Origin of the sequence: Enterobacter sp. E1 (genome assembly GCF_016809815.1) — a bacterium.
GTDB classification, from domain to species: Bacteria; Pseudomonadota; Gammaproteobacteria; order Enterobacterales; family Enterobacteriaceae; genus Enterobacter; species Enterobacter adelaidei.
Genome location: NZ_JAFBJM010000005.1, coordinates 276963 through 292055 on the forward strand (window position 1 = coordinate 276963; position 15093 = coordinate 292055).

Consider the following 15093-nt stretch of genomic DNA (forward strand, 5'->3'; position numbering starts at 1 on the left):
GCCACCCGGCAATTCCCTTAGAGCTTCGCGAACACCTTACGCGCCGCGTCGATGGTGTTATTGATATCGTCTTCGCTGTGCGCCACGGACATAAAGCCCGCTTCGAACGCTGACGGAGCCAGGTACACCCCTTCTTCCAGCATCAGGTGGAAGAAGCGCTTGAAGCGCTCGACGTCACATTTCACCACATCCTGATAGCAGGTGACGGTTTTCGCATCGGTGAAGAAAATTCCGAACATCCCTCCCACATGGTTCACCACCAGCGGGATACCCGCTTCTTCGGCGGCTTCCAGCAGACCGTTTGCCAGCTGAGTGGTGAGGTCAGTCAGGGTCTCATGAATACCAGGCTGAGCCACTTCGGTCAGGCAGGCGAAGCCCGCAGCCATCGCGATTGGGTTACCGGAGAGCGTTCCCGCCTGGTAAACCGGGCCTGTTGGTGCCAGGGCTTCCATCACATCCTTACGGCCACCGAATGCACCGACTGGCATACCGCCGCCGATAATTTTGCCGAGGCAGGTCAGATCAGGCTCAACGCCATAATAGGACTGGGCACCCGCCAGCGCTACGCGGAAGCCGGTCATCACTTCGTCAATGATCAGCAGCGCGCCGAATTCATCACACAGTGCGCGCAGGCCCGGCAGGAAATCAGGTTGCGGTGGGATGCAGTTCATGTTGCCCGCAACGGGCTCAACGATAATGCAGGCGATCTCCTGTGGATATTGCTCGAACGCTGCGCGAACGGTATCCAGATCGTTATAGGTACAGGTTAGCGTGTGCTTTGCGAAATCAGCCGGTACACCCGGAGAGTTTGGCTGGCCGAGGGTCAGCGCGCCGGAGCCCGCTTTCACCAACAGGCAGTCCGCGTGGCCGTGGTAGCAGCCTTCAAATTTGATGATTTTGTCGCGGCCAGTAAAACCACGCGCCAGACGGATGGCGCTCATGGTGGCTTCGGTACCGGAGTTCACCATGCGCACCATGTCCATGGTGGGCACCAGTTCAGTCACCAGCTCCGCCATTCTCACTTCCATCTCGGTTGGCGCGCCGAAGCTCAGGCCACGCTGAGCCGCTTCAATCACCGCGTTACGAATAGCAGGGTGGTTATGCCCCAGTACCATCGGTCCCCAGGAACCGACATAATCAATGTAGGCTTTGCCATCGACATCATACAGATACGCGCCGTCAGCACGTTCGATAAACAGCGGCGTGCCGCCAACGCCGGTAAAGGCGCGTACAGGTGAGTTCACGCCACCCGGAATAAGCTCGCGGGCTGCACTGTAGAGGTTTTCAGACTTGCTCATGGCGTCGTTCCTGGTTCGTATAAAATGATTAAGCACACTATTCTAAGTGATCCGCGGAAGGTTATGAAATTTTTGCCTCTTTCATTCCTAAACAATTGTTAAGTATTTTTCACGGGATGACATGGCGCACTCTGGTAGAATCCCTGGGGCTATTTGTATGACGATAAGAAACGGTAATGAAAGCAGACATCCCCACTTTTGAAGAACAACAGTTCAGACGCATACAGCACCGTATTAGCATTCGGCGTTTGCTCAATCGCGATAAAACCCCGCTGGCTATTCTGCTGGCTGCTGCCGTGGTCGGTACAGTCGCCGGGCTGGTGGGTGTACTATTTGAAAAAGCGGTCAATGCGGTACTGAACTGGCGAGTTGGCACCGTAGCCGGTTTCGCCGATAGTCGGTGGCTGGTTTGGGTATGGGCGTTCGGACTGTCGGCGCTGTTTGCCATGGTGGGTTACTTTCTGGTGCGCAAATTTGCTCCTGAAGCTGGCGGCTCAGGGATCCCGGAAATTGAAGGTGCGCTGGAAGAGTTACGCCCGGTGCGCTGGTGGCGCGTCATCCCGGTAAAATTTATCGGGGGTATGGGAACGCTCGGGGCGGGCATGGTTCTGGGGCGAGAAGGGCCAACCGTACAACTGGGCGGGAACGTCGGCCGCATGGTGGGCGATCTGTTTCGGATGCGTAGCGCCGAAGCGCGCCATACGCTGCTGGCAACCGGCGCGGCGGCGGGGCTTTCGGCAGCGTTTAACGCGCCGCTGGCGGGGATCCTGTTTATCATCGAAGAGATGCGCGCGCAGTTTCGCTACAACCTGATTTCGATTAAAGCGGTGTTTACTGGCGTCATTATGTCGAGCATCGTTTTTCGCATCTTCAATGGCGAGGGCGCGGTCATTGAGGTAGGTAAACTGACCAACGCGCCGGTTAATACCCTGTGGCTTTACCTGATCCTCGGCATGATTTTCGGCGTGGTGGGACCGCTGTTTAACACCTTTATCCTCCGTGCTCAGGATATGTTCCAGCGCATTCACGGCGGAAATACCACCAAATGGGTGCTGATGGGCGGCCTGCTGGGTGGAATGTGTGGCGTACTCGGGTTTATTGAACCCAATGCCGCCGGCGGCGGCTTCGGGCTGATTCCCATCGCGGCGGCAGGGAATTTCAGCGTGGGTCTGCTGCTGTTTATGTTTATTTCTAGAGTCATCACGACGGTGCTGTGCTTCTCGTCCGGCGCACCCGGCGGGATTTTCGCGCCAATGCTGGCACTGGGCACGCTGCTGGGGACCGCGTTTGGAATGGCGGCTGAAGCGGGTTTCCCGGCTTATCATCTGGATGCCGGGACGTTTGCGGTGGCTGGAATGGGCGCGCTGCTGGCCGCATCCCTGCGCGCGCCGTTGACCGGCATCGTGCTGGTGCTGGAAATGACGGATAATTACCAGCTCATTTTGCCAATGATCATTACCTGCCTCGGCGCGACACTATTAGCCCAATTCCTGGGTGGAAAACCGCTATACTCCACCATCCTGGCGCGTACCCTGGCAAAACAAGAGGCTGAACGGGCGGCCACGCAGAATACTTGAATGAAATACCAGGGTATTAGATAATGACATAAAGAATTGGGTGAATTTTGCCCAATAGCAGTATTCATGGGAGCATAAGATGAGTGATGACGTAGCGCTGCCGCTGGAATTTACCGAAGCAGCAGCCAACAAAGTGAAAACCCTGATTGCCGATGAAGACAATCCGGATCTGAAACTGCGTGTCTATATTACCGGTGGCGGCTGCAGCGGCTTCCAGTATGGTTTTACCTTTGACGACCAGGTTAACGATGGCGATATGACTATCGAGAAGCAGGGCGTTGCGCTGGTGGTTGACCCGATGAGCCTGCAATATCTGGTAGGCGGTTCGGTGGATTACACTGAAGGTCTGGAAGGTTCACGTTTTGTTGTGACCAACCCGAATGCAACCAGCACCTGCGGATGTGGTTCGTCGTTCAGCATCTGATGACCAAAAACGGTAACCTGACGGTTACCGTTTTGCTTTTATCTTCCATTATCATCCAGCGCAAACGTCGGCAGCTTCAGATGCCAGCGTATCGCCGCTAAACGTATTCCCAACGTCACCACCATGCCCAGCATGGCAGCGTTTTCCAGCGGAACAGCAAAGGTGTAGTACGCCGTGGCGTGAACAATTCCGCCAATAATGCAGGCCGTAGCATAGATCTCGGTACGCAGAATCATCGGCACTTCACGCGCCAGAATATCGCGAATGATCCCGCCGCCGACGCCGGTTAAGACCCCCATGCAGATTGCCACCATCGGGCCTGTTCCCGCATTGAAGGCTTTATTGACCCCAATACCCACAAACACGGCCAGGCCGACGGCGTCCAGCACCGGAAGTATCCATTTTGGTAATCTGCGGGGCTGGCGCACCAGGACGATGGTTAACAGGCAGGTAACCATCGCCACCACCAGGTCGGTGGGATCTTTTACCCAAAACACGGGGCCATTCGCCAGCGCCATATCGCGGATAGTCCCGCCGCCAACGGCGGTCACAACGCCCAGTACCAGCACGCCAAACGGATCCATGCGTAGTTTCCCGGCCAGCAGGACACCGGAGATAGCAAAAACGGCTGTGCCAAGAATATCCAGCCAATAGACGAGCATCGTTAAATCCTCGAACAGGGTCTTATGTTAGTGACTCTCTGCCAGCGCGGCACAGAGCTGTTTTGCGGCGAGGATAATACGCGGGCTGGCGCGTTCAAACCAGTCACTGTTGAGTGGGATCACCGGAATTTTTAGCTGGTTTCGCCAGAATTGTTCAATTTTAGGAATCTCGCTCGCATTTCCGACCACGACAATGGCCTGTGGCTGGCGTGCCAGTACCTGTTCTCGGCTGACCTGAGGCCACGGTACCCGGCTGGCAGCAAAGATATTTTCACCGCCGCAAACTTCCAGCACCTGATTCTGAATTGAGCCTTTACCGGTGGTGAACAGCGGCTGGCTACCAAACTGCAGGAAGATGCGCTTTTTAACTGGAGTGTCGTATCGCGATTTTAGCGCGGCATAGTCGCTGAGCATCTGTTTCGCCGCGCTCTCGGCTTTTTTGGGCGTTGGGCTATAAGGGGCGAGAGAGCGTAGCGCCTGAGCGACTTGTTCAATGCTCACGGCATCAATCCACATGACGTTGATCCCAAGTGAGGTGAGCTGGTTGACCTGCCGCTCGGCATTACCGCCACGCCACGCCAGCACCAGATCCGGTTTAAGTGCGACGATGCGCTCAAGGTTCATTCCCTGCCAGGTCGCAACCTGTTCAATACCTGCCGCTTGCGGGGGGTAATCTGAAAAGCTACTTACGCCAACGGGCGTGATCCCGGCGGCAAATGCCAGTTCGGTGTTGGCGGGAGAGAGTGTAATCACGCGCGGCACAGCATAGAGCCATACCGGCGTAAGCAGAAGCAGGGCGGCCAGCGCCCTGACGGTATGTTTAGCCACGTGCCAGTTTCTGCACCAGGCGTTCCACCATCACGGTGGACTGTTTTGCCGCAACGGTCAGGAACTCGTCGAAGCTGATGTGAGACTGCTGATCTGCCACGTCAGAGATGGCGCGAACCACCACGAACGGTACGTTGAAGTTATGGCAAACGTGAGCGATCGCGGTCGCTTCCATCTCAACGGCCACCGCCTGAGGGAAGTTATGGCGGATTTTTGCCAGGCCAACAGAACCATTGATGAAGGCATCACCGCTCACAATCAGACCACGCACAGCGTTGAGGTTCAGCTCGGCAATGCAGGTTTCTGCCGCCGCAATCAGTTTATCGTCAGCTTTAAACCCTGCCGGGCAACCCGGGAGCTGGCCGTACTCATAGCCGAATGCGGTGACGTCAGCATCGTGGTAACGTGCTTCGTCGGAGACGACGATATCACCTACTTTCAGCGACGGTGCCAGACCGCCCGCAGAGCCGGTATTAACGATCACGTCTGGCTTGCAGCGCTCAAGCAACAGGGTTGCACCCAGTGCAGCAGCCACTTTACCGATGCCTGATTTCAGCAGAGCCACGTCAACACCGTTCAGTTGGCCGGTGTAGATCTCACAACCCCCCAGAGAGAGCGTCTGACGGTTCTCAATTTTGTCACGCAGCAGCGTAACTTCTTCTTCCATTGCACCAATAATGCCGATTTTCATAGATTTACTCGCGATGTGCCTTGTTAAGATGCATAGTCTATCATGGGCTTTAGTGGAAGCGCATTTCTCACGCGGGGGAGCACATGGCGCAGATCGATTTTCGCACCAAAATTAACTGGCACCGACGTTTCCGTTCGCCGCAGGGCGACAAGACCGAACATGAGATCCTGCGTATCTTCGAAAGCGATCGCGGGCGGATCATTAACTCGCCCGCCATCCGTCGTCTGCAGCAAAAGACTCAGGTATTTCCGCTTGAACGTAACGCTGCAGTGCGCACTCGCTTAACCCACTCAATGGAAGTGCAGCAGGTTGGCCGTTACATTGCCAAAGAGATTTTGAACCGTCTCAAAGAGCAACGTTTGCTGGAAACCTATGGGCTGGACGAACTGACAGGCCCCTTTGAGAGCATCGTTGAGATGGCCTGCCTGATGCATGACATCGGCAACCCGCCGTTTGGTCACTTTGGTGAAGCGGCAATCAATGACTGGTTTAAACAACGACTTTACCCTTCGGATGCGGTAAGCCAGCCGCTTAGTGATGACCGCTGCATCGTACGCGATTTACGCCTGCGCGAAGGCGAAGAGGGGCTGAACGATCTGCGTCGCAAAGTGCGCCAGGATCTGTGTCACTTCGAAGGTAATGCGCAGGGGATCAGACTGGTCCATTCCCTGATGCGTATGAACCTGACCTGGGCACAGGTCGGCTGTATCCTGAAATATACGCGTCCTGCCTGGTGGATGGGAGAGACGCCCGCATCCCACAGCTATTTGATGAAAAAGCCGGGCTATTACCTTTCTGAAGAAGCCTATATTGAACGGCTACGTAAAGAACTTTCATTGACGCCAAACGGCCGTTTTCCATTAACCTGGATTATGGAAGCCGCAGACGATATTTCCTATTGTGTTGCCGACCTTGAAGATGCCGTTGAGAAAAGAATATTCAGCGTCGAGGAGCTTTATCAGCATCTTTATACTGCCTGGGGAAAGCATGAAAAAGGGTCGTTGTTTGCTCAGGTTGTCGAAAATGCCTGGGAGAAATCGCGCTCAAATACATTAAGCCGCAGCACGGAAGATCAGTTCTTTATGTATTTACGGGTCAATACACTAAATAAACTGGTGCCGTATGCCGCGTCGCGTTTTATTGATAATTTGCCGCTGATTTTCAGCGGGGAATTCAATCACGCGCTGCTGGAAGATGACAGCAGTTTCAGTCAACTCCTTGAGCTTTATAAGCATGTGGCAATGCGGCATGTATTCAGCCATCCGGATGTCGAACAGTTAGAGCTACAGGGATACCGGGTGATCAGTGGGTTACTGGAAATTTACTCTCCATTGCTTCAGTTATCGGTCGATGAGTTCAGTGAACTGGTGGAAAAAGAACGCGTGCGTGGAATACCCATCGAATCCCGCCTTTATCAGAAACTCTCAACCCGTCATCGGCTGGCGTATGTTGAAGCGGTCGGTAAGCTGGATCGCCATTCTCCCCAATGGCCAGTGATGGAATATTATTATCGCTGTCGTCTTATCCAGGACTATATCAGCGGTATGACAGATTTGTATGCCTGGGATGAATACCGCAAGCTCATGGCTGTGGAATAAACGCTGAGTTTTGTAAAGACGGCCAATAAATTTTTACCTTTTCCATAAACTTATCGCCGGAACTAAGCGGTATAAAACGAATCTGAGTTACACAGCAATTATGCGTTACCTGTAAATCGAGATTGAGAAACATGAAAAAAACCACATTAGCAATGAGTGCACTGGCTCTGAGTTTAGGTTTAGCGCTGTCTCCTCTGACGGCTACGGCAGCCGAGACCGCGTCGTCGTCAGCAACCGCGCAGCAGATGCCAAGCCTGGCACCGATGCTCGAAAAAGTGATGCCATCGGTGGTGAGTATTAACGTTGAGGGCAGCACGACCGTCAACACGCCGCGTATGCCGCGTAACTTCCAGCAGTTCTTTGGTGACAACTCACCATTCTGCCAGGACGGTTCGCCATTCCAGAGCTCTCCGTTCTGTCAGGGCGGTGGCGCTGGGGATGACAGCCAGGGCGGCGGCCAGCAGCAGAAATTCATGGCGCTTGGTTCTGGGGTGATTATTGATGCGGCGAAAGGCTACGTGGTGACGAACAACCACGTTGTTGATAACGCCAGCACCATTAAAGTTCAGCTGAGCGACGGCCGTAAATTCGATGCAAAAGTCGTGGGTAAAGATCCGCGCTCTGATATCGCGCTGATCCAGATTCAGGATCCGAAAAACCTGACGGCGATTAAAATTGCCGACTCCGACGCGCTGCGCGTGGGTGACTACACTGTGGCGATCGGTAACCCGTTCGGTCTGGGTGAAACCGTCACCTCGGGTATCGTCTCCGCTCTTGGTCGCAGCGGTCTGAATGCGGAAAACTACGAAAACTTCATCCAGACGGATGCGGCGATCAACCGCGGTAACTCTGGCGGTGCGCTGGTTAACCTGAACGGTGAACTGATCGGGATCAACACCGCGATCCTGGCGCCGGACGGTGGCAACATCGGTATCGGCTTTGCTATTCCAAGTAACATGGTGAAAAACCTGACCGCGCAGATGGTGCAGTACGGCCAGGTGAAACGCGGTGAGCTCGGTATCCTCGGTACGGAACTGAACTCCGAACTGGCTAAGGCGATGAAAGTTGACGCTCAGCGTGGGGCATTCGTCAGCCAGGTGATGCCGAACTCCTCTGCGGCAAAAGCGGGTATTAAAGCGGGGGATGTGATCACCTCTCTGAACGGTAAACCGATCAGCAGCTTTGCCGCCCTGCGTGCGGAAGTGGGCTCTATGCCGATTGGCAGCAAAGTGACCCTTGGCCTGCTGCGTGACGGTAAGCCGGTTAATGTGAGCCTGGAATTGCAGCAGAGCAGCCAGAATCAGGTGGATTCCAGCACCATTTTCAGCGGTATTGAAGGTGCCGAGATGAGCAATAAAGGTGCGGATAAAGGTGTGGTGGTGAACAACGTGAAAGCGAATTCACCGGCTGCACGTATCGGCCTGAAAAAAGGTGATGTCATCATGGGTGCTAACCAGCAGCCGGTGAAAAACATTGCTGAACTGCGCAAAATTCTCGACAGCAAGCCTTCCGTGCTGGCGCTGAATATCCAGCGTGGGGATACCTCTCTCTACCTGCTGATGCAGTAATCCTCTAAAGCCCCTGTACGCAGGGGCTTTCTCGTTTCTGTGACTCTTACCACAACTCCATATATCTTCCTCTCTCTTTGTGCATTCGCACAATGCAGCCGCCGCTGAACTTCCCTATGCTTGAGCTCTGCTCAGAGGAGGGTTACATGGCTGGCTGGCACCTTGATACCAAAATGGCGCAGGATATTGTGGCGCGCACCATGCGAATCATTGATACCAATATCAACGTAATGGATGCTCGTGGGCGCATTATTGGTAGCGGCGATCGTGAGCGTATTGGTGAATTGCACGAAGGTGCGTTGCTGGTGCTCTCCCAGGGGCGGGTCGTGGATATCGACGATGCGGTAGCGAAACACCTGCACGGCGTCCGTCAGGGCATTAATTTGCCGCTGCGCCTTGAAGGCGAGATTGTGGGGGTAATTGGCCTGACAGGCGAGCCGGAGTCCCTGCGTAAATACGGCGAGCTGGTCTGCATGACGGCAGAGATGATGCTGGAACAGTCGCGCCTGATGCACCTGCTCGCCCAGGACAGCCGCCTGCGTGAAGAGCTGGTGATGAATCTGATCCAGGCGGAAGAACACACGCCGGCACTGAGCGAATGGGCGCAGCGTCTGGGGATTGATCTGAACCAGCCGCGTGTGGTGGCGGTGATTGAGGTCGATAGCGGCCAGCTTGGGGTCGACAGTGCGATGGTTGAGCTGCAGCAGCTACAAAATGCGCTGGCGACGCCGGAGCGCGATAACCTGGTGGCAATTGTGTCTCTGACGGAAATGGTGGTGCTCAAACCGGCGCTCAATGCATTCGGCCGCTGGGATGCGGACGATCATCGTCGTCGCGTGGAGCTGCTGATCTCCCGGATGAAGGAAAATGGTCAACTGCGTTTTCGCGTTGCGCTGGGCAATTACTTTACCGGACCGGGCAGCATTGCCCGCTCCTGGCGTACTGCACGCACCACCATGATGGTGGGCAAGCAGCGGATGCCGGAAAGCCGCAGTTATTTTTATCAGGATCTGATGCTGCCGGTGCTGCTCGACAGCCTGCGCGGGGGCTGGCAGGCTAATGAGCTGGCACGGCCATTAGCGCGCCTGAAGGCCATGGACAGCAATGGCTTACTGCGCCGGACGCTACAGGCGTGGTTTCGTCATAATGTGCAGCCGCTGGCGACCTCGAAAGCGCTGTTTATTCATCGCAATACTCTTGAATATCGGCTTAACCGGATTTCGGAGCTGACGGGGCTGGATTTGGGGAGTTTTGACGACAGACTGCTACTGTATGTGGCGCTGCAGCTGGACGAACAGCGATGATGTAATTTTGCCCGGCATGCGGAGCGCCACCGGGCAATAAAACGGCTTATTTATTCCGCGTTAATTTCTCAAGATCCGCTTCAATCTCGCTGATCTTATTCGTCACAACGCTTTCAAGGTGACGCAAATCGTCGAGGATCTTACGCTTGAGATCGACTTCAGTGCGGTCGCGCTGGCAGATCTGATCGAGTTCATCGATCACGTAGCGCAGGTTAGGGCTGATTTCCTGAACTTCTTTGTACCCTTGTCCTACACCGTCAGCGACGACGGTTTTACGCTGGCGTGGATATTTAAACTTCACGCTCTTGGCGAAAAACTCTCCTTTGTCCTTGTGAAAATAGATTTTCAGAATATCGTTATTGGCTTCCTGACGGAGGCTGTAACGATCAATTTCATCAGGATTGGTAATGCCCAGACTTTTCAGATTATCGTACATAGCGGTACCCTTGATCTCAACATAACCTTTGAATAATTAACGAAAAAATCTATTTTCGCCACCCTCAGATATAAAAAAAGCGGGGTTGCCCCCGCTTTTTGTTATACCCGATTAATCGATGGTGCGCAGCAGTTCGTTGATGCCAACTTTGCCACGAGTTTTCGCATCGACTTTCTTCACGATAACCGCACAGTACAGGCTGTATTTGCCATCTTTTGACGGCAGGTTGCCGGAAACCACCACGGAGCCCGCCGGAACGCGACCGTAATGCACTTCGCCGGTTTCACGGTCGTAGATACGGGTGCTCTGGCCGATGTAAACGCCCATGGAGATCACAGAGCCTTCTTCCACAATCACACCTTCAACCACTTCTGAGCGCGCGCCGATGAAGCAGTTGTCTTCGATGATGGTTGGGTTAGCCTGCAGTGGCTCCAGGACGCCACCGATACCGACGCCGCCGGACAGGTGAACGTTCTTACCGATCTGCGCGCAGGAACCAACGGTAGCCCAGGTATCCACCATGGTACCTTCGTCAACGTAGGCACCGATGTTCACATAGGATGGCATCAGCACGGTGTTGCGCGCGATGAAAGCACCCTGACGAACTGCCGCTGGTGGAACCACGCGGAAACCTTCTTTCTGGAAACGCGCTTCGTCATAGTCAGCGAATTTCATTGGCACTTTATCGAAGTAGCGGCTTTCTGCTCCGTCGATAACCTGGTTATCGTTGATACGGAAAGAGAGCAGCACGGCTTTCTTCAGCCATTGATGAGTGACCCACTGACCGTCGATTTTTTCTGCCACACGCAATGCGCCGGAATCCAGCAGGGAAATAACCTGGTTTACCGCTTCACGGGTCACGGTATCCACATTGGCCGGGGTGATCTCGGCGCGACGCTCAAAAGCGGACTCAATAACGTTCTGTAACTGCTGCATTGTTTACTCTTTCCATTTCACTAAAAAACACGTCACCCTTTATCGTTTGGATTGAGGGCTGCTGTCAACCGTTGTTGCACTTCAAGTTGCAGGTCATTATTAAGGGCACGCCGGTCTGCAGTGGCGATTATAAATAAATCTTCTACTCGCTCGCCAATGGTTGTAATTCTGGCCCCGTGAAGCGAAATTCCCAGATCGGCAAAAACCTGGCCGACACGGGCGAGCAGCCCTGGCTGGTCGAGCGCGATCAGCTCCAGGAACGATTTACGGTCGGTGTGGGTCGGCAGGAAATTGACCTCGGTATCGACGGTAAAGTGGCGTAATTTCGCAGGCTGACGACGCGGCTGCGGAGGTTGCCAGCTGCGCTGGGTGATGGCCTGTTCCAGACCGAAGCGTATTCCTTCGTGCCTGTCCGACGACAGCGGGCTGCCGTCCGGTTCCAGCACAATGAAGGTATCCATCGCCATGCCGTCGCGGGTGGTAAAAATCTGCGCGTCGTGAACGCTCAGATTACGCCTGTCCAGTTCGGCGCAGACGGCGGCAAACAGATAAGGTCGGTCCGGGCTCCAGATGAAAATCTCCGTGCCACCGCGCGTGGCTTGCGGGCTGAGGAGGATCATCGGCTGCGACAAATCATGTTGCAGCAGATGCCGCGCATGCCAGGCAAGCTGATTTGGGCTGTGGCGAACAAAATAGTTAGCACGACAGCGCGCCCAGATCTGATGCAGTGCTTCTTCATCAATGTTATCCATCCGCAGCAGAGCCAGTGCCTGCAACTGGTGGTGGCGCACACGCTCGCGCATGTCCGGGGTATTTTGCATCCCGCGGCGCAGCTGTTTTTCGGTGGCAAAGTACAGCTCGCGAAGCAGGCTTTGCTTCCAGCTGTTCCACAACGTCTCGTTGGTGGCACAAATATCAGCCACCGTCAGGCAGACCAGATAACGCAGACGGTTTTCCGTTTGCACCTCTTCCGCGAACTGCTTGATCACTTCAGGATCCTGAATATCTCGACGCTGCGCGGTGACCGACATCAGCAGGTGATGGCGTACCAGCCAGGCGACCAGCTGTGTTTCACGTGAGTTCAGACCGTGCAGTTCAGCAAATTTGAGCACGTCCTGGGCACCCAGCACCGAATGGTCACCGCCGCGACCTTTGGCAATATCGTGGAACAGGGCAGCAATCAGGATCAATTCCGGATGAGTAAGGCGCGGCCACAATTCCACGCACAGCGGATGGCGAGATCGCGTCTCTTCGCTGGCAAAGCTCTCCAGCTTGAGCATCACGCGGATTGTGTGTTCATCTACCGTGTAGGCGTGGAACAGATCAAACTGCATCTGCCCGACAATGTGTGACCACTGCGGCATATAGGCCCACAGCACGCTGTGGCGGTGCATCGGCAGCAAGCCGCGGATGACGGCCCCCGGGTGGCGGAGCATGCTCAGGAACAGCGAACGCGCTTCCGGGATATAGCACAGCGGCTGCGTCAAATGGCGGCGCGCATGGCGCAGATGGCGCAGAGTGGTGGAGTAGATCCCGGTGATCGCGCTGTTACGCACCATGGTGTAAAACATGCGCAGGATCGCTTCCGGTTCGCGGATAAATAACGTTTCGTCGCGCAGGTCGATAAGGGTGCCGCGCAGCTGGAACTCGTCGTCGATAGGGCGGGGCTTTTCATCTGCCGTCAGGGCCAGAATTGCCTCATCGAATAGCTGCAACAGCATCTGGTTCAGTTCGGTAACGCGGCGGGTGACTCGGAAGAAATCCTTCATCATGTGTTCAACCGGCTCGTTGCCTTCGCCCTGGTAATTCAGACGTTGAGCTACGCTGAGCTGACGGTCAAACAGCAAGCGGTTATCGTAGCGATTAAGCTCCAGATGCAGGGCAAAGCGAATGCGCCACAGCAGGTGCAGACACTCATTTAATTCGTTACGCTCGGCTTCGGTTAAAAAGCCAAAGCCCACCATCTCATCCAGCGAGGTCGCGCCGAAGTGGCGACGGGCCACCCACTGCAGGGTGTGGATGTCGCGCAGACCGCCGGGGCTGCTTTTGATATCAGGCTCCAGATTATAGCTGGTGCCGTGGTAGCGCTGGTGGCGCTGGTTTTGTTCCTCAACCTTCGCGGCGAAGAACTTTTCAGACGGCCAGAAACCGTCACTGAAAATATGTTTTTGTAGCTCCAGGAACAGCGCCACATCGCCTATCAGCAGGCGGGTTTCAATCAGGTTGGTGGCGACGGTCAGGTCAGATAACCCTTCCAGCAGACACTCTTCAAGAGTGCGTACGCTGTGGCCGACTTCCAGCTTCACATCCCAGAGCAGGGTCAGCAGTTCACCAATTTTTTGCGCCTGTTCATCCGGCAGTTTTTTGCGACTTAAGATCAGTAAATCAATGTCGGAAAGCGGATGCAGCTCACCGCGGCCATAGCCCCCAACGGCAACCAGTGCAACGTCGCTGATTTGCCCAAAACCGTAATCGATCCACAGGCGCTGCAGCAGCTGGTCGATAAATTCGGTGCGCGCTTCAATGAGCTGCTCGGCGGATACGCCTGCGTCGAACGCACTACCCAGCCAGCGATGGAAAACATCCATATGGGCTTTAATATGCGCGCAGGTCAGCTCGTGCGACGGCCATACGCCCGGGTTATCGGGCTGATCGGGGAGGGTGGGAAGTGCTGTGTTAGCATACTGTTCGGGTAAAAGATTACTCATCGTGCGCCACCCATAAGAAAAAGCTATAGCCATTAAAAAAGCCGGCATTTGCCGGCTTTTTTATCATTCATCGTGCGTCAGTATCGCCGGGATAGTGTCATCCTTGCGCAACGTCATAATTTCGCAGCCGTTGTCTGTTACCACAATAGTATGCTCGTACTGCGCAGACAAGCTTCTGTCTTTGGTTTTCACCGTCCAGCCATCTTTCATGGTGCGGATGCGGTAGTCACCGGCGTTGACCATCGGCTCGATGGTGAAGGTCATGCCTTTTTGCAGCACTACGCCGCCATCATCTGCATCATAGTGCAGAACCTGCGGTTCTTCGTGGAACACACGGCCAATGCCGTGACCGCAGTATTCGCGAACGACGGAGAACCCTTCCGCTTCCACGAACTTCTGAATCGCGGCACCAATGGTACGCAGGCGAATACCCGGTTTAACCATTTTCAGCGCCAGGTAGAGGCTCTCTTGCGTCACTTTACACAGACGCTCGCCCAAAATGGTTGGCTTGCCAACGATGAACATCTTAGAGGTGTCACCGTGGTAGTCATCTTTAATGACCGTCACGTCGATGTTGACGATGTCGCCATCTTTGAGCAGTTTTTCGTTGTCCGGAATACCGTGGCAAACCACTTCATTAATAGAAATGCAGACGGATTTCGGGAAACCGTGGTAGCCGAGGCACGCAGATACCGCGTGCTGCTCGTTCACAATATAGTCGTTACAGATGCGGTCCAGTTCACCGGTGCTGACGCCCGGCTTCACGAACGGCTCGATCATTTCCAGCACTTCCGCGGCCAGACGACCGGCGACGCGCATCTTTTCAATTTCTTCAGGTGTCTTAATAGAGATAGCCATGTAATCTGTCCATCGGTGTCGATTTTTTCGACAATACTAGTCTAAGTGTCGCCAATGGTATCAGTCAGGCACACCTCGTGCCAAATTGAGAATCATTAACAGCACACTCCGCCAACAACTGTTGGTTTCTGGTCGTGTTTTGTGGTATAAAGCGCGCCGGACTTCCGATCCATCTCAGATACACAAGCTGGACGGAAGCGACAAA

13 protein-coding genes are annotated in these 15093 nt (G+C 54.6%); 5 read left to right on the plus strand and 8 right to left on the minus strand.

All coding sequences use genetic code 11. From position 1 onward, the window contains the following. Window positions 1-17: 17 nt before the first annotated feature. Entirely contained in the window at window positions 18-1298 is a 1281-nt protein-coding gene (gene hemL / locus JGF26_RS15495; protein ID WP_134708315.1) for a glutamate-1-semialdehyde 2,1-aminomutase, read from the minus strand. A gap of 176 nt (window positions 1299-1474) precedes the next feature. Here hemL and clcA point away from each other — a divergent pair, with 176 nt between their 5' ends. Together clcA and erpA are read left to right on the plus strand one after the other, a co-directional pair. Further along, window positions 1475-2875, plus strand: a complete 1401-nt coding sequence (gene clcA, locus JGF26_RS15500) for a H(+)/Cl(-) exchange transporter ClcA (protein WP_108089597.1) — start codon at window positions 1475-1477, stop codon at window positions 2873-2875. A 79-nt stretch (window positions 2876-2954) separates the two neighbouring features. Beyond that, window positions 2955-3299 (plus strand): iron-sulfur cluster insertion protein ErpA, encoded by a 345-nt coding sequence (gene erpA / locus JGF26_RS15505; protein ID WP_013095643.1) that lies wholly within the window; start codon window positions 2955-2957, stop codon window positions 3297-3299. Window positions 3300-3337: 38 nt separating this feature from the next. Here the strand turns inward: erpA and JGF26_RS15510 are convergent, their stop codons facing one another. Genes JGF26_RS15510 through mtnN form a run of 3 tightly spaced genes read right to left on the minus strand, consistent with a single transcriptional unit; the run spans window position 3338 to window position 5480 of the window. Beyond that, a complete protein-coding gene (locus JGF26_RS15510) occupies window positions 3338-3961 on the minus strand; it encodes a TRIC cation channel family protein (protein ID WP_028018308.1) in 624 nt (207 codons plus the stop codon). A gap of 27 nt (window positions 3962-3988) precedes the next feature. Then, window positions 3989-4789 carry a vitamin B12 ABC transporter substrate-binding protein BtuF gene (btuF, locus tag JGF26_RS15515; RefSeq protein ID WP_049005309.1) on the minus strand — a complete coding sequence of 267 codons (801 nt, stop codon included), beginning with the start codon at window positions 4787-4789 and terminating at the stop codon, window positions 3989-3991. Next, window positions 4782-5480: a 5'-methylthioadenosine/S-adenosylhomocysteine nucleosidase gene (mtnN, locus tag JGF26_RS15520; RefSeq protein ID WP_028018306.1), complete on the minus strand. Its 699-nt coding sequence runs from the start codon at window positions 5478-5480 to the stop codon at window positions 4782-4784. Before mtnN ends, btuF begins: the two co-directional genes overlap by 8 nt. Before the next feature lie 83 nt (window positions 5481-5563). On the opposite strand from mtnN, the gene dgt reads away from it, so the two are divergent. From dgt to JGF26_RS15535, 3 genes are all read left to right on the plus strand, one after another. Then, window positions 5564-7078: a dGTPase gene (gene dgt, locus JGF26_RS15525; protein WP_134708316.1), complete on the plus strand. Its 1515-nt coding sequence runs from the start codon at window positions 5564-5566 to the stop codon at window positions 7076-7078. A 131-nt stretch (window positions 7079-7209) separates the two neighbouring features. Then, window positions 7210-8646, plus strand: coding sequence for a serine endoprotease DegP (degP, locus tag JGF26_RS15530; protein ID WP_032666893.1), 1437 nt, complete (start codon window positions 7210-7212; stop codon window positions 8644-8646). A gap of 146 nt (window positions 8647-8792) precedes the next feature. Next, complete coding sequence (locus JGF26_RS15535) at window positions 8793-9950, plus strand: CdaR family transcriptional regulator (protein WP_049005311.1); 1158 nt, start codon at window positions 8793-8795, stop codon at window positions 9948-9950. 46 nt (window positions 9951-9996) lie between these two features. Here JGF26_RS15535 and JGF26_RS15540 read toward each other — a convergent pair whose 3' ends face one another. The 4 genes from JGF26_RS15540 to map all read right to left on the minus strand — a co-directional run bounded on the left by JGF26_RS15540 (window position 9997) and on the right by map (window position 14888). Continuing rightward, entirely contained in the window at window positions 9997-10386 is a 390-nt protein-coding gene (locus JGF26_RS15540; RefSeq protein ID WP_008501916.1) for a DUF3461 family protein, read from the minus strand. A 111-nt stretch (window positions 10387-10497) separates the two neighbouring features. Further along, on the minus strand, window positions 10498-11322 hold the full coding sequence (dapD, locus tag JGF26_RS15545) for a 2,3,4,5-tetrahydropyridine-2,6-dicarboxylate N-succinyltransferase (protein WP_008501915.1): 825 nt from the start codon (window positions 11320-11322) through the stop codon (window positions 10498-10500). A gap of 32 nt (window positions 11323-11354) precedes the next feature. Next, a complete protein-coding gene (gene glnD / locus JGF26_RS15550) occupies window positions 11355-14030 on the minus strand; it encodes a bifunctional uridylyltransferase/uridylyl-removing protein GlnD (protein WP_134708317.1) in 2676 nt (891 codons plus the stop codon). 63 nt (window positions 14031-14093) lie between these two features. Then, window positions 14094-14888 carry a type I methionyl aminopeptidase gene (gene map / locus JGF26_RS15555; protein WP_028018301.1) on the minus strand — a complete coding sequence of 265 codons (795 nt, stop codon included), beginning with the start codon at window positions 14886-14888 and terminating at the stop codon, window positions 14094-14096. Between the last annotated feature and the right edge of the window lie 205 nt (window positions 14889-15093).